Below are 16854 nucleotides of genomic sequence, written 5' to 3' on the forward strand. Positions count from 1 at the left end.
CCTGGTTCATTGTCGCGCTGACCGGCCGCTGGCTCATGCCGCCGCCCGCATCGTGGCTTCGAGGGCACGCAGCACGGCGAGTTCGTCGGCGGTGGGTGGCTCGCCGGTGGTCACGTCATCGGCGACGGCGAGGGGCCAGCCGGTGGCCGCCCGGACCCGTTCGACGGTGACGCCCGGGTGCAGCCGGGTGAGGGTGAGCTCGCAGGTGTCCGGGTCGGCTTCGAGGACGCCGAGGTCCGTGATGACGGTGCGCGGCCCACCGCCCCGCAGCCCGAGCCGCTCCCGGTCGCCCGGGCCCGCGCCGTACCCGACCGAGGTGACGAAGTCGACGCGTTCGGTGAAGGTACGCAGGCTCTGCCGGACGATCACCACCACCTCGCCGCAGGAGGCGGCGATCTCGGGTGCGCCACCGGCACCGGGCAGGCGCACCTTCGGGTCGGTGTAGTCGCCACCGATCACGGTGGTGTTGATGTTGCCGTACCGGTCGAGCTGCGCGGCGCCGAGGAAGCCGACGTCGATGCGCCCGGGTTGCAGCCAGTAGTTGAACACCTCGGGCACCGGGACCACCGCGTCGGCGGTGTCGGCCAGGATGCCGTCGCCGATGGAGAGCGGCAGCCGGTCGGGCTTGGCACCGAGGCAACCGGACTCGTAGATCAGCACCAGGCCGGGGGCGTGGGTGGCGCGGGCCAGGTTCGCCGCGGTGCTGGGCAGCCCGATGCCGACGAAGCAGGCGGTGCCGTCGCGCAGTTGCCGGGCGGCCGCCACCGTCATCATCTCGTCGGCGGTGTAGTGAGCGTCGGTCATGCCTGCACCTCCGCGTTCAGCACGTGCCGGTCGATCCAGTCCCGGAACGTGTCCCGGTCCCGGCTGATCTCGTCCCAGCCCACGTAGAAGGCGTTGTCGCGCACCGAGTAGCCCTGCGCGTACGACGGATGCGCGCCGCCGGGTACGCACGCCACGGCGGTGACCGCCCAGCCGGGCAGGACGACCTGGCCCGCCACGGGTTCGAGTTCGTCGACGATCTCCTCAACCGTGATCAGGGATCGTCGGGCGGCCAGCACCGCCTCCTTCTGCACGCCGGTGATGCCCCACATCTGCACGTTGCCGGCGCGGTCGGCCCGCTGGGCGTGCACCACGGTCACGTCCGGGCGCAGCGCGGGGACCGCCGTCAGCGTCTCCCCGGTGAACGGGCAGTCGATGCTGCGGATGTTGGTGGTGTGCCGGGGCAGGTCGGTGCCGGTGTAGCCGCGCAGCACGGCGAAGGGCAGACCGGAGGCACCGGCGACGTAGCGGTTGGCCATTCCGGCGTGGCTGTGCTCCTCCAGCTCCAGCGGGGCGGGCCAGGAGTTCTGCACGGCGTCGCGGAACCGGTGCAGCGAACCCACACCGGGGTTGCCGCCCCAGGAGAAGACCAGGCGGCGGGCGCAGCCGGCACCGATGAGCTGGTCGTAGATGACATCGGGCGTCATCCGCACCAGGGTCAGGTCGCGCCGCCCCTGCCGGATGATCTCGTGACCGGCGGCGAACGGGATCAGGTGGGTGAACCCCTCCAGCGCCACCGTGTCCCCGTCGCGGACCAGCTCCGCGACGCCGTCGGCCAGCGGGACGAGCTTCGCCATGGGCCTCCCTGCCTCCTGTGTCGAACACCCGCCGAGCATTGTTCGGCATGCGGACCGACGTACTTATCTCGAACGTAATCCGCATCGGCGGCGTTCGTCAACGCGTGCCGACCGGCCGGATCGGGCACGGCCCGCCCATCGGAGAAATGTTGCGGTGATCCGTTGACGCGAGCCGAGTCCCGTGCAAATGTCCTAGATGAGAACGCCTGTTCGGCAGGCGAACAGGCGTGGCGCGTGGCCGGCCCCTCGGCCGCCGACGGACCGCCGCACGTGGAAGGCGTGGTCGGACCCACCCCGCCGGCCGCAGCCCGGCTGTCCCACCCCCGCGGCGCAAGGAGGATCGAGATGCCCCTGCTCGACACCGACACCTGGCACGGCCGGCTCTACAGTGACGGCTGGGTGCAGCCGGCCGGCGGCACCGCCGCCGTTCGCGCCCCCGCCACCGGCGAGGAGATCGGCCAGATCGGCGTGGCGAACGCCGATGACGTCGCCCGCGCCTGCGCCCGGGCCGCCGCCGCGCAGCGGGCCTGGGCGGCCACCAGCTACGCCGAACGCGCCGCCGTGCTACGCCGGGCCGGCGCGTTGTGGGAGCAGCACGCCGCCGAGGTCGGCGACTGGGTGGTCCGCGAGTCCGGGTCGATCCCGCCGAAGGGCGTGCTGGAGACCAGTACCGCCGCGCAGGAGTGCTACGAGGCCGCGACGCTGCCCTCGCAGTCGCTCGGTGAGATCATCCCGAGCGCTCAGCCACGACTGAGCCTGGCCCGCCGGCTACCGGTCGGCGTGGTGGGCGTCATCTCTCCGTTCAACGCCCCGCTGATCCTGGCCATCCGCTCGGTGGCCCCGGCGCTCGCGTTGGGCAACGCGGTGGTGCTCAAGCCGGACCTGCGTACGGCGGTCTGCGGCGGGCTGGCCATCGCGCGGGTCTTCGAGGAGGCCGGGCTGCCCGAGGGCCTGCTGCACGTGCTGCCGGGCGGAATCTCCACCGGCGAGGTGCTGGTCGCCGACCCGCGGGTACGGGTGATCAGTTTTACCGGTTCGTCCGCCGCCGGCCGCAAGGTCGGCGAGGCCGCTGCCCGGCACCTGAAGCGGGCGCACCTGGAACTGGGCGGCAACTCCGCGCTCGTGGTGCTCGACGACGCGGACCTGGACCTCGCCGTCTCGGCCGGCGCGTGGGGCTCCTTCCTGCACCAGGGGCAGATCTGCATGACCACCGGCCGGCACCTGGTCCACGAGAGCCTCGCCGAACGGTACGTCAGCGAACTGGCCGCCAAGGCCGACCACCTGCCGGTCGGCGACCCCGCCAAGGAGCAGGTGGCGCTCGGGCCGATCATCGACGAGGCGCAGCGCGACAAGATTCACTCGCTGGTCACGTCGAGCGTGGACGCGGGCGCCCGGCTGGCCGCCGGCGGCACCTACGACGGGCTGTTCTACCGGCCGACCGTGCTCGCCAACGTCACCCCGAGCACCCCGGCGTACGCGCAGGAGGTCTTCGGCCCGGTGGCCCCGGTGCTCAGCTTCTCCGACCTGGACGAGGCGGCGGCACTCGCCGGCGCCAGCGAGTACGGGCTGTCACTCGGCATCCTCAGCCGCGACGTGATGAAGGCGATGGCGCTGGCCGAGCGCATCCCCAGCGGCATCGTGCACATCAACGACCAGACCGTCAGCGACGAGGCGGTGGCACCGTTCGGCGGTGTCGGCGCCTCCGGCACCGGTTCCCGCTTCGGTGGGGCGGCGGCGAACATCGAGGCGTTCACCGAGACCCAGTGGCTCACGATGCAGGGCGACATCACCCGCTACCCGTTCTAGGTCAGCAGGAACCAAGGAGGCATGGATGCGTACCCAGGTCGGCATCATCGGAGCGGGACCGGCCGGTCTCATGCTGTCGCACCTGCTGCACCGCCACGGCATCGACTCGGTGGTGATCGAGAGCCGCAGCCGGGAGTACGTGGAGCACCGGTTGCGCGCGGGCGTGCTCGAACAGGGCTCGGTCGACCTGCTGCGGGAGACCGGCCTGGGCGCGCGCCTGGACCGGGAGGGGATGCGGCACGAGGGCATCGAGCTGCGCTTCGACGGCGAGTCGCACCGGGTGCCGATGACCGAGCTGACCGGCCGGGCGATCACCGTGTACGGACAGCAGGAAGTGGTCAAGGACATGATCGCCGCCCGGCTGGCGGCGGGTGGGACGATCCTGTTCGAGGCACCGGCCGAGCGCCTCTCCGGGCTGGACTCCGCGCCGGTGGTCCACTTCCGGCATCAGGGCAGGGAGGAGGAACTGCACTGCGACTTCGTGGTCGGCTGCGACGGGTACCACGGGATCAGCCGACCGACGGTGCCCGACGGGGTGCTGACCACCTACGAGCGCACCTACCCGTTCGCCTGGCTGGGCGTCCTCGCCGCCGCTCCGCCCGCGGTGGAGGAACTCATCTACGCCCACCACGAACGTGGCTTCGCCCTGTACAGCATGCGCTCGCCCCAGATCTCCCGGCTGTATCTCCAGGTTCCGGCCGACGAGGACATCGCCGACTGGCCGGACGAGCGGATCTGGGCCGAGCTGCGTACCCGGCTGGAGACGGTGCCGAACTGGACGCTGAACGAGGGACCGGTGCTGGAGAAGTCGATCACCCCGTTGCGCAGCCTGGTGGTCGAGCCGATGCAGTGGCAGCGGTTGTACCTGGCCGGCGACGCGGTGCACATCGTGCCGCCGACCGGGGCCAAGGGCATGAACCTCGCCCTCGCGGACGTCGCGCTGCTCGGTGACGCCTTCGCCGCCTGGTACGCCGACGGCAGCACGCACCTGCTGGACGGCTACTCGCGCACCGCGCTGCGCCGGGTGTGGCGGGCGCAGCAGTTCTCCTGGTGGATGACCTCGATGCTGCACCGGCTCAACGCCGACGACCCGTACGAGGCGAAGCTCCAGTCGGCGACCCTGCGGTACGTCACCACCTCTCCGGCGTACGCGACCAGCCTCGCGGAGAACTACGTCGGCCTACCCGAGGTCTGAGCACCAGCGGTCACTCACGTCAGGGCTTGCGCGCGAGGATGAGCCGGAACCGTGGACGGCCGTCGCGGTGCTGACCCAGCACGGGCAGGGGGGTGTCCGTCGCGGTGAAGCCCACCGCCGTCAGGTCCTCACGCAGCGCGGACAGGCTGGTGGTGTGGTAGTACATCACGAACGGCGGGCGCCACACGGCGTTGCGGACCCGCATGGCCAGGTCGAAGCCGCGCGTGACCCAGTGCGAGACCGAGGTACGCGGCGACCCGGTACCGATCGGAACGGCGAAGAGCCCACCCGGCCGCAACGCCCGGTACACCCCGCCGAAGAGTGCGGGCCGTTCCGCCGGCAGGAAATGCCCGAGCGCGCCGACGCTGATCGCGAGATCGAAACCCGCGGCGAACGGCAGGGCCCGGGCGTCGGCCCGCACCCAGGTGGCGTCCGGGTGGGCGCGGCGCGCCTGCGCGAGCATTCCGGCGCTGAAGTCCACGCCCGTGATCCCCTGCCGGCACAGCGGCCTGAGGACCTGCATGCCCGCACCGGTCCCGCAGCACACGTCCAGCCCCCGGTCGAACGACCCGAGTTCGCCGAGCGCCACGACGGTCGCGCCGAGAACGCTGTCCGGCGTACGGAAGGGCGTGTGGTCGAACTTCGGCGCGAGCAGGTCGTAGCCGCGCTCGACCGAGGAGAGCGCCTGGACGCACAGCTCCCGTAGCGACGGGCCGTGAGGCGAGAACACCGGCCGAGGGTACCTTCCGGGCCGCTGCTTTCCCGGCCAGCGGCGGGCCGTACCGCCGGCCGAGCGGCGCACCGACGGGGGTCGAAGTCGCGGGAACCAGCACGACCCGCCGTCCGACTAGGTGATCGAGCGGCGGGCAGCCGGGCGACGACAGGCAGCACTGGACCCGAAGGGCACGGGCCAGGTCCGCACCACGACCTCCTCACCCGATCGGAACGCGCATGTCTCTGACCGAACTGTCCGGTGAATCCGCGCCGGAGTCCCTACCCGGCGCGGAGCCCGCAACCACCGCCCGCCCACCGCGACGCGCCTCTGCGCTGTCGGCGCTGCTGGTCCGCCTGCACTTCTACGCGGGCGTGCTGATCGCCCCGTTCCTGGTGGTCGCCGCGCTGACCGGCCTGGCGTACACCGTCACGCCCCAGCTGGACCAGCTCCTCTACGGCGACCAGCTCACCGTCGCCACCGTCGGCGACCAACCCAGGCCGTTGGCCGACCAGGTGAGCGCGGCCCGAACCGCCCACCCGGACGGCGACCTGGTGGCGGTGGCACCGGGTACGGGCGACCAGACGACCAGGGTGGTATTCGCGCTGGAGGAGTTGGGCGAGAAGCAGCACACCGTGTACGTCGACCCGTACAGCGGCGAGGTCCAGGGGCAGCTCACCACCTGGTTCGGCGCCACCCCCGCCACCACCTGGCTGGACGACCTGCACCGCAACCTGCACCTGGGTGACCTCGGTCGGCACTACTCCGAGATCGCCGCCAGTTGGCTGTGGGTGCTGGCGCTCGGCGGCGTCGTCCTGTGGTGGCGTCGCCGCCAGAGCGGACGCGGCCGCGCGAAGCACCTGCTGGTGCCGGATCTCTCCGCCGGCAGGGGCGTCCGGCGTACCAGGGGCTGGCACGCCACCACCGGCGTCTGGCTCGCCGTCGGCCTGCTGTTCCTCGCGGCCACCGGGCTGACCTGGTCCCGCTTCGCCGGTGAGAACTTCGGCGCCGGCCTGGACGCGCTCGACGCCCGTCGACCCACGCTCTCCACCACATTGGCCGGCGCGCCCGCCGCCGGTGGTGGCGAGCACCAGCACGGCGCCGCGCCGTCGTCGGCGGCAGCCGACCCGGCCACCTTCGACCGGGTCCTGGCGGTGGCCCGCGACGCCGGCCTGTCCGGGCCGGTCGAGATCAGCCCCGGTGAGCCTGGCACCACCGCCTGGGCGGTCGCCCAGACCGACAACACGTGGCCGGTACGGCTGGACAAGGTCGCCGTCGACCCGGACGCCGGTACGGTGACCGCGCGCAGCGACTTCGCCGACTGGCCCCTGCTGGCCAAGCTCAGCGCCCTCGGCGTACAGGCGCACATGGGGCTGCTCTTCGGCGTGGTCAACCAGATCCTGCTCGCCGCGTTGGCCGTCGGCCTGCTCTGCGTCATCGTGTGGGGCTACCGGATGTGGTGGCAGCGCCGCCCGACCCGGGTCGACCGGCGGGCCCCGGTGGGCGCGCCACCGGCGCGGGGCGGGTTGCGCGGGCTGCCACTGTGGGCGGTGCTGGTCGGCGTACCCGTGGTCGGCGCGGTCGGCTGGGCCCTGCCCTGGTTCGGTCTCCCCCTGCTCGGCTTCCTCGTCGTCGACGTGGTCGTCGGCGCGCTCGTCCGCCGACCTGCCGACCGGTGAGCGTGGACTCGTCCGCTTGAGGCATGGCGCGCGGCGGCGTTACGGGGTAGAAACATCTGGACCCCGTTTCTTCACACCGTGATACAAGTCCACTCGTTGGGAGAGCGCTCTCTCACACGCCTCGGTCCACCGTGTCGTCGGGCTCGCATCGGCCCGACGGGAAGGACGAACGCATGCCGATTCCACCACCCCGCCGGCGACTCGGTCGGGCACTGGCCCTCGGGCTGGTGCTGACCACCGCCGCCGTCGCCACGAACACGCCGGTCAGCGCGGGCCCGCCCCGACCCGTCGCCCCCAACTTCGGGCCCAACGTCACGATATTCGACCCGAGCATGCCGATCAGCCGGATCCAGGCGACCCTGGACGCGGCACACGCGGCGCAGGTCGACAACGAGATGGGCACCACCCGGCACGCCTACCTGTTCCGGCCGGGCCGATACGGCACCGCCGAGCAACCCCTCCAGATCAAGGTGGGTTACTACACCGAGATATCCGGCCTCGGCGCCTCCCCCACCGACGTGGTCATCAACGGCAAGATCGAGACGTACAACCGCTGCCTCACCGAGGGCGGCACCGCCAACTGCATCGCGCTGGTCAACTTCTGGCGTACGCTCAGCAACCTGTCTCTGTCGATCAACGCCGCAGGCCAGGACGACTGCCGTGCCTCGGCCAACTTCTGGGCGGTCTCCCAGGCGGTGTCGATGCGCCGGCTCGACATCAGCGGCGGCGGACTGTCGCTGATGGACTACTGCACCAACGGTCCGCAGTACGCCAGTGGCGGCTTCATCGCCGACTCCCGGCTGCCGGCCACCACCAACGGCTCGCAGCAGCAGTGGCTGACCCGCAACAGCGAGGTCGAGAGCTGGTCCAACGCCGTGTGGAACCAGGTCTTCGCCGGGGTGGTCGGCGCGCCCGACGACGCCGGGTTCCCCGACCCGCCGTACACCACGCTCGACACCACCCCGCTGAGCCGGGAGAAGCCGTACCTGTACGTCGACGCCAAGGGGAAGTACCAGGTACGGGTGCCGGCCGTGCGGCGCGACACGCGCGGCATCACCTGGGGGACCCGGATGACTCCGGGGCGGAGCATCCCGATCGGCGACTTCTTCGTCGCCCGGCCGTCCGACCCGGTGCACGTCATCAACCGGGAACTCGCGCGCGGCAAGCATCTGCTGCTCACCCCCGGGGTGTACGACGTGGCCCGCAGCATCGAGGTGCGCCGGCCCGACACCATCGTGCTCGGCATCGGGCACGCCACCCTGACCGCGGTGAACGGCGCGGTGCCGCTCGACGTCGCCGGGGTACCGGGCGTGGTCGTCGCCGGTGTGACGGTCGACGCGGGTCTCAAGGAATCGCCGGTGCTGCTGCGGGTCGGTCAGCGCAAGGGCCGCAACCACAGCACCCCGCAGAACCCGATCACGTTGTCCGACGTGTACTTCCGGGTCGGTGGCCCGCACATCGGCAAGACGGACACCGCGCTGGAGGTCAACAGTGACCACGTCCTGATCGACCACACCTGGGTGTGGCGGGGCGACCACGGCGTCGAGGGCTTCACCGAGGGCGTCAACGGCGACACCGACCGCTGGCGTACCAACACCGGCCGGTACGGCGCGGTCATCAACGGCGACCACGTCACCGCCACCGGCCTCTTCGTCGAGCACTTCCAGCGGTACAACACCGTCTGGAACGGTGAACACGGCACCACGATCCTGTACCAGAACGAGCTGCCGTACGACCCGCCGACGCAGGCGGACTGGCACAACGGCAAGGTCAACGGGTGGGCCGGTTACAAGGTCGGCGACCGGGTCCGCCACCACACCCTGCACGGCGGCGGAGTGTACGTGTTCAACCAGAACAACCCGTCGATCCGCACCGAGAACGGCTTCGAGGTGCCGGTCCGGCCGGGCATCCGGCTGCACCACATCATGACGGTGAACCTCAGCGCCGGCGTCATCGACCACGTGGTCAACGGCGTGGGCGAGGCGGCCGACATGGACCGGATCGGCGTTCCGGTCTACCTGAAGCAGTACCCGTAAGGACGTTAGGAGGGGTCCCTTCCTATACGCGAGGCGTTAAGAAGGGGCCCTTCCTTACACGAACGGGCTGCGGCGCTCCAGCAGGACGACGTCGCGCCAGCGGCCGTGGTGGCGGCCCACCCGCTCCCGGACGCCGACGACCCGGAACCCGGCCCGCCGATGCAGGGCGAGGCTGGCGGTGTTCTCGGGGAACACACCGGACTGGATCGTCCAGATCCCCGCCGCGTCGGTCGACGCGATCAGCGCGTCGAGCAGCAGGCGGGCCACTCCCCGGCCCTGAGCGACCGGATCGACGTAGACGGAGTGCTCCACCACCCCGGCGTAGACCGCCCGCGAGGAGGTCGGCGACACCGCGATCCAGCCGACCAACGTCCCGTCCCCGTCGACCGCCACCAGCCGGTGCGCGGCCAACCGCCCGGCGTCGAAGTCGGCCCACGACGGCGCGACGGTCTCGAAACTGGCGTTCCCGCCGTCCAGTCCGGCCTGGTAGATCGCCAGCACCCGGTCGGCGTCCGCGACGGTCATCGGGCGCAGCCGCACCTCGGCCGTGGCCGGCTCGTTTCGGATCATGGGCGAATCGTAGGCGAGGGCATCGGACGGCCGGTGGCCGAACCCGGTCCGCGCGGGTCGCGGCCTGCGGTGAACTGCGCCTCGGGATGCCGCCGTACTCCTGCTCGCCCCCGGCCCGGCGGTATCCGGGAATCGTCGCCGGCCGCCGTGCTCAGCTCAGCCACCGGGCTACCGCCGGTAGCGCTCCCCGTGACAGCCCAGGCGGCGCGAACGCAGCCGCCGAGCCGGGCGCGCCACGGCGGGCGGGCCCGGAACGGAGGAAGCCCGCTCTCCCTCGGCCGGGTGGACGACCGTGTCGAAGGCGACCGTGAAGCGCTGTCGCAGGGACGGCGGCAGGGGTGCCCTGCTCACGCAGCGACGCAGCCGGGGCAACGCGGTGCGGCCCCGGGCCGCGTCGAGCAGCGCCGCGTACATCGCCGACGTGCCGTGGAAGACGGTGACCCCCTCGCGGAGCATGAGGTCGAGCGCCACCGGGCCGGTGAAGCGGCTGAGCAGCACCAGTGTCGCCCCGGCCCGGAAGGTGCCGGTCAACGCGACGGCCTGACCGAACCGGCCGCCCAGCGGCAGGCAGCCGAGCACCACGTCGGTGTCGTCCGGATCGGATCCGGGTCGGTCGCCCGGGTCGACGTCGATGTCGGTGAACGCGGCGTTGCCGCCGGGCGCGGGATCACCGAGGTCCTCCAGCCGGGGCACGCCGGACGGGCCCCGGGTCGGTCCGACCGTGAGCAGCGGTACGCCGACCCGGGCGCTGACCCGCCGTCCGGCCGCCAGCTGCGAGGTGTGGCAGACCAGCAGCCGCGCGCCGCGCGCCAGGTGCACGGCGTGCGGACCGACCGGTACGGCGACCGCGCCGGCGGCCAGGGCACCGTAGTAGACCCGCGGAAAGTCCACCACGTTCGGCGCGAGCAGGGCCACCGCGTCACCGCCGCGCACTCCCGCCGCACGCAGCGCGGCGCCGTAGCAGCGGGCCTCCCACCACAGTTCGGCGTACGTGACACGGACCCGGCCGTCGACGACGGCGACGGTGTCGGAGTGCCGGCGGGCGGACCCGGCCAGCACGGTGGCCGGGGAGAGCGCGGTCATCGGGGCGGATCCCCGTACAGCCGGCTGACCGTCTCGGCCACGCAGACCGGCTTGCCGCCGCCGTCGACCTCCACGGTCACCGTGGCCACCAGTTGCGCCCCGCCCTCGAACGGGTCGACCCGGTCGATGGTGGCGGTCACCCGCACCGAGCTGCCGACCCGCACCGGCGCGGGGAAGCGGACCCGGTTGAGGCCGTAGTTGACCCCCATCCGCACCCCGCCGACCCGGTACAGGCGACCGACCAGGGCGGGCAGCAGGGCGAGCGTGAGGTAGCCGTGGGCGATGGTGCCGCCGTACGGCCCGGCCGCCGCCCGTTCCTGGTCGAGATGGATCCACTGGTGGTCGTCGGTGGCGTCGGCGAACAGGTCGACCCGGCGCTGGTCGATGGGGAACCATGGGCCCGGGCCGAGGGTCTCGCCGACCGCGCCGGCCAACTCGTCGATGCTGGCGAAGCTCCTCATCCCAGGTGTCCTCCGAGTTTCGTGTAGCCGCGCAACAGGTCGCGGGCGATGATCAGTCGCTGCATCTCGTCGGTGCCCTCGAAGATCCGGTACAGCCGCACCTGCCGGTACCAGCGTTCGATCGGCAGCTCGCGGGTGTAGCCCATGCCGCCGTGGATCTGGAGGACCCGGTCCACCACCCGGTTGACCATGCCCGCGCCGTAGAGCTTCGCCATCGAGGAGGCGTGCCGGGGGTCCAGTCCGGCGTCGACGGTCCAGGCGGCCCGCAGGATGAGCCAGCGGGCCGCCTCCAGCTCGGTCTCCGAGTCGGCGATCATCCACTGGATCGCCTGGTTGGTGCCGATCTTGGCGCCGAAGGTCTCCCGGGTGTTGGCATGGTCGATGGCCATCCGCAGCGCGCGTTCGGCGATACCGACGGCGTGTGAGGGAATCGTGTACCGCCCCTTGCCGATCCACTGCATGGCGAGGGCGAAGCCCTGGCCCACCTCGCCGAGGATGTTGCGGTGCGGCACGCGTACGTCGTCGAAGAACAGCGACGCCGGCCCGCCCTCCCCCATCGTCGGGATGAACTCCGACCGCCAGCCCATCGCCCGGTCCACCAGGAACGCGGTCGCCCCGCCGTCGCGGGCCCCCCGGTCCGGGTCGGTGACCGCGATGACGATGGCGAAGTCCGCCTCGTTGCCGCCGGTGATGAAGGTCTTCTCGCCGTTGAGGATCCAGTCGTCGCCGTCGCGGCGGGCCCGGAACCGGATGTTGGCGGCGTCGGAGCCGGCGCCCGGCTCGGTGATGGCGAAGCAGGAGAGCCGCTCACCCTCGATCGTGGGTAGCAGGAACTCCCGCCGCTGCTCCTCGGTGGCGTGGAAGAGGATGTTGTCCGCCTCGCCGCCGAAGCGGAACGGCACGAAGCTGCGGCCGATCTCGGTCCAGATCAGCGACTGGACGACGGCGGGCAGGTCCATGCCGCCGTACTCCTGCGGCGTGGCCAGCCCCCAGAAGCCGAACTTGCGGGCCTTGAGCTGCAACTCCCGCAGCTCGGAGCGTTCCAGGCCGGGCTGGTGGGCCCGTTCCCGACGCAACAGCTCCTGCTCCAGCGGCATGATCTCGCGGGTGATGAAGTCACGTGCGGTGTCGCGGATCGCCCGTTCCTCGTCGGACAGCCCGAAGTCCATGTGCTCGGTTCCTCTCCCGGGTTCAGAAGGCGTTGACGCCGGTGAGCGCCCGCCCGATGAGTAGCTGCTGGATCTGGCTGGTGCCCTCGTAGAGGGTGGCGACACGGGCGTCGCGCAGGTACTTGCCGACCGGGTACTCGTCGATGTAGCCGTACCCACCGAAGACCTGGATGGCGTCGTTGGCCGCGCGGACGGCGGCCTCGCTGGCGAACAGCTTGGCCATCGACGCCTCGGTGGCGTACGGCTGGTCGCGGTCGATCAGGTCGGCGACCCGCCAGACCAGCAGCCGCGCCGCGGCGGTGTCGACCGCGATGCCGGCGAGCAGTTGCTGCACGAGCTGGTGCCCGGCGATCGGCTTGCCGAACTGGGTGCGCGTGCCGGCGTAGTCGACGGCGGCGTCCAGGCAGCCCTGGGCGATGCCGACACAGCCGGCCGCGACCGACATCCGTCCCTTGGCGAGGGTGGCCAGCGCCAGCCGGAAACCGCCGCCGCACTCACCGAGCCGGGCGGCGTCGGGCACCCGTACCCCGTCGAGGACGAGTTCGGCGGTGGCCTGCCCACGCAGGCCCAGCTTGCCCTTGATCTCCGACCGGTCGAGGCCGGGGCTGTCGGTGGGCACCAGGAACGCGGTGATCCCCCGGTGGCCCGGGCCGCCGGTACGGGCGAAGAGCAGCGCGACGTCGGCCGTGGTGCCGTTGGTGATGAACGTCTTGCGGCCGGTGAGCAGCCAGTCGCCGCCGTCACGGACCGCGCGGGTGGTCAGCGCCGCCGCGTCCGAGCCGCTGCCCGGCTCGGTGAGCGCGAAGCAGCCGAGCGCGGTACCGGAGCAGAGCGCGGGCAACCAGCGCTCGCGCTGCTCCGGGGTGCCGTGGGTGGCGATCGACTTGGCGACCAGGCCGAGCGAGACCGACACGATGCCGCGCACGGCGGAGTCACCCCGACCGAGTTCCTCCAGCACCAGGCAGTACGCGAGATGGTCGCCGCCGGAGCCGCCGTACTCCTCGCCGATGGTGAGGCCGAGGAAACCGACCTCGCCGAGCTTGCCGACGATGCCGGGGTCGACCGCCTCGCGCCGGTCCCAGGCCGCCGCGTGCGGCGCGACCTCGCGGTTGACGAAGTCGGCGGCGAGCGAACGGACCGCGACCTGCTCGGCGGAGAGGTGAAGGTCCATGGCAGTAAACTAGCGGTGCAAGTTTTACGCTGTCCAGACCCCGGTGTGGCAAAGTTCCCCGCGAGCCACCCACGAGGTTCCCCGCGAGCCACCCACGAGAAGGAGGATCCCCATGCCCCGGCCGCGACAGGCGCTGCTCACCCGGGAGCGGATCGTCGAGGCCGCCGCCGCGTTGATCGACGCCGAAGGGCTGGACGTGTTCTCCACCCGCCGGCTCGCCGCCGCTCTCGGCGTACGCGGGCCCTCGCTCTACAACCACTTCGCCACCAAGGACGAGATCCTCGACGCGGTGGTCGACAGCATCAACGGCCAGGTGGACGTGTCGTTCTTCGGCGAGGTCGACTGGCGCGAGGCGCTGCGCCGTTGGGGGCACTCGTACCGGGCCGCCCTCGCCGCCCACCCGAACATCGTGCCGCACCTGGCGCAGGGTCCGGGTCGGCGCCCGGCGGCGCTGTTCATGGCCAACGCCGTCTACGGCGGGCTGGTCGCCGCGGGCTGGCCACCCGCCCGGGCGACGCACATCGGCGCGCTCATGCGCTACTTCGTGACGGGTTCGGCGCTCGGGTCGTTCGCCCGGGGCTTCGTGGAGGACCCGGGGCTCTACGCCGAGCAGTACCCGCACCTCAGCCAGGCCCACCGCCTCGCCGAGCACCAGCAGCGCGTCGACGAGGGCGCCTTCGCCCTCGGCCTGGAGGCGCTGATCGACGGGCTGTCGCACACCTACGAACGCGTGGTCGGGCCGCTGCCACCCCTCCCGTCGGCGGGCGCGGCGTACTAGAGTCCAAACTTGCAGCGCTAGTTTTACGTCGAGGTGAGGGGCGCATGGAATCCGTACGGACCGACTTCTACCTCGACGGACGGTGGGTCAGCGCCGAGGGCGGGCAGCCGCTGGAGGTGCACAACCCGACGACCGAGGAGGTCATCGGCACGGTCCCGGCCGGCACGGGCGACGACGTCGACCGGGCGGTGGCCGCCGCCCGCGCCGCCTTCGAGGGCTGGGCAGCCACCGATCCCGCCGACCGGGCCAGTCATCTCGACCGGCTGCACGCCGAGCTGACCGCCCGCGCCGACGACATCGCCCGCACCGTCGCCAGTGAACTCGGCACCCCGCTGAAGGTCGCCACCCGCGTCCAGGCCGGGCTGCCGCTGACCGTCCTGCGCGGCTACGTCGACCTGGCCGCGCACCCGCCGGCGCCGCAGACCGTGGGCAACTCCCTGGTGGTACGCGAACCCGTAGGCGTGGTCGGCGCGATCACCCCGTGGAACTACCCGCTGCACCAGATCGTCGCCAAGCTCGCGCCCGCCCTCGCCGCCGGCTGCACGCTGGTGCTGAAGCCCAGCGAACTGACCCCGTTGACCGCGTACCTGCTCTTCGACGCCATCCACGCCGCCGGCCTGCCGCCCGGCGTGGTCAACCTGGTCACCGGCACCGGGCCGGTGGTCGGCGAGGCGCTCGCCGGTCACCCCGACGTGGATCTGGTCTCCTTCACCGGGTCCACCGCCACCGGCCGGCGGATCGCGCACCTGGCCGCCGACCGGATCGCCCGGGTGGCGCTGGAACTGGGCGGCAAGTCGGCCAACGTGATCCTCGACGACGCCGACCTGGCCGGCGCGGTCAAGGTGGGCGTCGGCAACGCGTTCCTCAACTCCGGCCAGACCTGCACCGCCTGGACGCGGATGCTGGTGCACCGCGACCGCTACGACGAGGCCGTCGACCTGGCCGCCAAGGCGACCGAGGGTTACCGGCTCGGTGACCCGCTCGACCCGGCCACCCGACTCGGTCCGCTGGTCTCCGCACAGCAGCGGGACCGGGTACGCGAACACATCGCCCGTGGCCTGGCCGACGGTGGCCGGCTCGTCGCCGGTGGACCCGACGCCCCCGTCCCGCAGCGGGGCTGGTTCGTCGCCCCGACGGTCATCGCCGACGTCGACCCCGACAGCGCCCTGGCCCAGGAGGAGATCTTCGGGCCGGTCCTGGCGGTCATCCCCGTGGACGACGACGACCACGCGGTGCGGGTCGCCAACAACTCCCGGTACGGGCTGGCCGGCGCGGTCTGGTCCGCCGACGAGGACCGGGCGCTGCGGGTGGCTCGCCGCTTGCGCACCGGCGCCGTCGACCTCAACGGCGCGCCGTTCAACCCGCTCGCCCCGTTCGGCGGCTACAAGCAGTCCGGCCTCGGCCGCGAACTGGGCGTCCACGGCCTGGAGGAGTTCTGCGAAGTGAAGGCGATCCAACGGTGAGGGGCCTGGTGGCCAGGACCGCCGGCACGCCACCGCAGGTCGAGCGGGTCGACCTGCCCGCCGTCGGCACCGGTCAGGTGCGGGTGGCGATCCGCGCCGCCGGCGTCTGCCACTCCGATTTGTCCATGGTGGACGGCACCATCGCCGCGCCGTACCCGCTGCTGCTCGGCCACGAGGCCGCGGGCGTGGTGGCCGAGGTCGGCGACGGCGTCGACCGGATCACGGTCGGCGACCACGTGGTGCTCAACTGGGCACCACCCTGCCGCGCCTGCTGGTACTGCGCGCACGGCGAACCCTGGTTGTGCGAGACCTCCGGCAACCCGGCCGCCGCCGTCGGGCACACCATCGTTGGAGAACCGCTGCACGTCACCCTCGGCCTCGGCGCGCTGGCCGAACAGGTGGTGGTGCCGCAGCACGCGGTGGTGGCCGTACCGGCCGACCTGCCCTTCCCCACCGCCGCGCTGCTCGGCTGCGCGGTGCTCACCGGCGTCGGCGCGATCCGCCGTACCGCCGATGTCCGCCCCGGTGAGTCCGTCGCCGTCATCGGCCTCGGCGGTGTCGGCCTCTCGGCCGTCGCCGCGGCCCGCGCGGCCGGCGCAACCACCGTCATCGCCGTCGACGTCGCACCCGCAAAGGCCGACCTGGCGTACGCGGCCGGCGCCACCGACTTCCTGCTCGCCGACGACACCCTCAGCCGCGCGGTACGGTCACTCACCGGCGGGCGCGGCGTCGACCACGCGGTCGAGTGCGTCGGCCGGGCCGCCACCATCCGCACCGCCTGGCGGGCGACCCGCCGTGGCGGGCAGGTCACCGTGGTCGGCATGGGCGGCAAGGACGACATGGTCGGGCTCAGCGCCCTGGAGATCTTCCACTCGGCGCGGACGCTGCGCTCCTCGGTGTACGGCTCCTCCGACCCGGACCGCGACGTGCCCGAGCTGGCCCGCGCGGTGCTCGACGGCACCCTCGACCTCGACTTCCTGGTCACCGACCGGGTCACCCTGGACGCGGCACCGGAGGCGCTGGCCCGGATGGCCCGGGGCGAAGGCGCCCGCACGGTGGTCCTGTTCGACTGACCCGTTCGGTGGACTCTTGGCACCGGTCGGGTTCCGTCC

The 16854-nt window shown here is 72.3% G+C and carries 15 protein-coding genes; 7 read left to right on the forward strand and 8 right to left on the reverse strand.

Features of this window, described 5'->3' with window-relative positions:
- Positions 1 to 33: 33 nt before the first annotated feature.
- Positions 34 to 804 carry a CoA-transferase subunit beta gene (locus SM447_RS13190; protein WP_474573045.1) on the reverse strand — a complete coding sequence of 257 codons (771 nt, stop codon included), beginning with the start codon at positions 802 to 804 and terminating at the stop codon, positions 34 to 36.
- On the reverse strand, positions 801 to 1619 hold the full coding sequence (locus SM447_RS13195) for a CoA transferase subunit A (RefSeq protein WP_474573046.1): 819 nt from the start codon (positions 1617 to 1619) through the stop codon (positions 801 to 803). Before SM447_RS13195 ends, SM447_RS13190 begins: the two co-directional genes overlap by 4 nt.
- A 345-nt stretch (positions 1620 to 1964) precedes the next feature.
- Between SM447_RS13195 and SM447_RS13200 the strand changes: the two genes are divergently transcribed.
- Positions 1965 to 3425, forward strand: a complete 1461-nt coding sequence (locus SM447_RS13200) for a benzaldehyde dehydrogenase (protein ID WP_474573047.1) — start codon at positions 1965 to 1967, stop codon at positions 3423 to 3425.
- 25 nt (positions 3426 to 3450) lie between these two features.
- A complete protein-coding gene (locus SM447_RS13205) occupies positions 3451 to 4620 on the forward strand; it encodes a 4-hydroxybenzoate 3-monooxygenase (protein WP_474573048.1) in 1170 nt (389 codons plus the stop codon).
- A gap of 19 nt (positions 4621 to 4639) precedes the next feature.
- Here the strand turns inward: SM447_RS13205 and SM447_RS13210 are convergent, their stop codons facing one another.
- Positions 4640 to 5350 (reverse strand): class I SAM-dependent DNA methyltransferase, encoded by a 711-nt coding sequence (locus SM447_RS13210; protein WP_474573049.1) that lies wholly within the window; start codon positions 5348 to 5350, stop codon positions 4640 to 4642.
- A 221-nt stretch (positions 5351 to 5571) separates the two neighbouring features.
- Here SM447_RS13210 and SM447_RS13215 point away from each other — a divergent pair, with 221 nt between their 5' ends.
- Both SM447_RS13215 and SM447_RS13220 read left to right on the forward strand, forming a co-directional pair.
- Positions 5572 to 7011 (forward strand): PepSY-associated TM helix domain-containing protein, encoded by a 1440-nt coding sequence (locus tag SM447_RS13215; protein ID WP_474573050.1) that lies wholly within the window; start codon positions 5572 to 5574, stop codon positions 7009 to 7011.
- 173 nt (positions 7012 to 7184) lie between these two features.
- Positions 7185 to 9047 (forward strand): adenylyl cyclase, encoded by a 1863-nt coding sequence (locus tag SM447_RS13220; RefSeq protein WP_474573051.1) that lies wholly within the window; start codon positions 7185 to 7187, stop codon positions 9045 to 9047.
- A gap of 54 nt (positions 9048 to 9101) precedes the next feature.
- On the opposite strand, the gene SM447_RS13225 is transcribed toward SM447_RS13220, so the two are convergent.
- The 5 genes from SM447_RS13225 to SM447_RS13245 form a co-directional block, all read right to left on the reverse strand.
- Positions 9102 to 9617 (reverse strand): N-acetyltransferase family protein, encoded by a 516-nt coding sequence (locus tag SM447_RS13225; RefSeq protein WP_474573052.1) that lies wholly within the window; start codon positions 9615 to 9617, stop codon positions 9102 to 9104.
- Between the two features lie 168 nt (positions 9618 to 9785).
- Positions 9786 to 10700, reverse strand: coding sequence for an AMP-binding protein (locus tag SM447_RS13230; protein ID WP_474573053.1), 915 nt, complete (start codon positions 10698 to 10700; stop codon positions 9786 to 9788).
- Complete coding sequence (locus SM447_RS13235; RefSeq protein ID WP_474573054.1) at positions 10697 to 11161, reverse strand: MaoC family dehydratase; 465 nt, start codon at positions 11159 to 11161, stop codon at positions 10697 to 10699. The genes SM447_RS13230 and SM447_RS13235 overlap by 4 nt, the downstream gene beginning before the upstream one ends.
- Positions 11158 to 12330, reverse strand: coding sequence for an acyl-CoA dehydrogenase family protein (locus SM447_RS13240; RefSeq protein ID WP_474573055.1), 1173 nt, complete (start codon positions 12328 to 12330; stop codon positions 11158 to 11160). Before SM447_RS13240 ends, SM447_RS13235 begins: the two co-directional genes overlap by 4 nt.
- Positions 12331 to 12352: 22 nt before the next feature.
- Positions 12353 to 13501 (reverse strand): acyl-CoA dehydrogenase family protein, encoded by a 1149-nt coding sequence (locus SM447_RS13245; RefSeq protein ID WP_474573056.1) that lies wholly within the window; start codon positions 13499 to 13501, stop codon positions 12353 to 12355.
- Between the two features lie 112 nt (positions 13502 to 13613).
- Between SM447_RS13245 and SM447_RS13250 the strand changes: the two genes are divergently transcribed.
- The 3 genes from SM447_RS13250 to SM447_RS13260 are packed head-to-tail and all read left to right on the forward strand — an operon-like array spanning position 13614 to position 16815.
- Entirely contained in the window at positions 13614 to 14279 is a 666-nt protein-coding gene (locus SM447_RS13250; RefSeq protein WP_474573057.1) for a TetR/AcrR family transcriptional regulator, read from the forward strand.
- Positions 14280 to 14323: 44 nt separating this feature from the next.
- Positions 14324 to 15742, forward strand: a complete 1419-nt coding sequence (locus tag SM447_RS13255) for an aldehyde dehydrogenase family protein (RefSeq protein ID WP_474573058.1) — start codon at positions 14324 to 14326, stop codon at positions 15740 to 15742.
- An 8-nt stretch (positions 15743 to 15750) separates the two neighbouring features.
- Positions 15751 to 16815 (forward strand): alcohol dehydrogenase catalytic domain-containing protein, encoded by a 1065-nt coding sequence (locus tag SM447_RS13260; RefSeq protein WP_474573059.1) that lies wholly within the window; start codon positions 15751 to 15753, stop codon positions 16813 to 16815.
- Positions 16816 to 16854 lie beyond the last annotated feature (39 nt).

Source organism: Micromonospora aridisoli, from assembly GCF_056150025.1.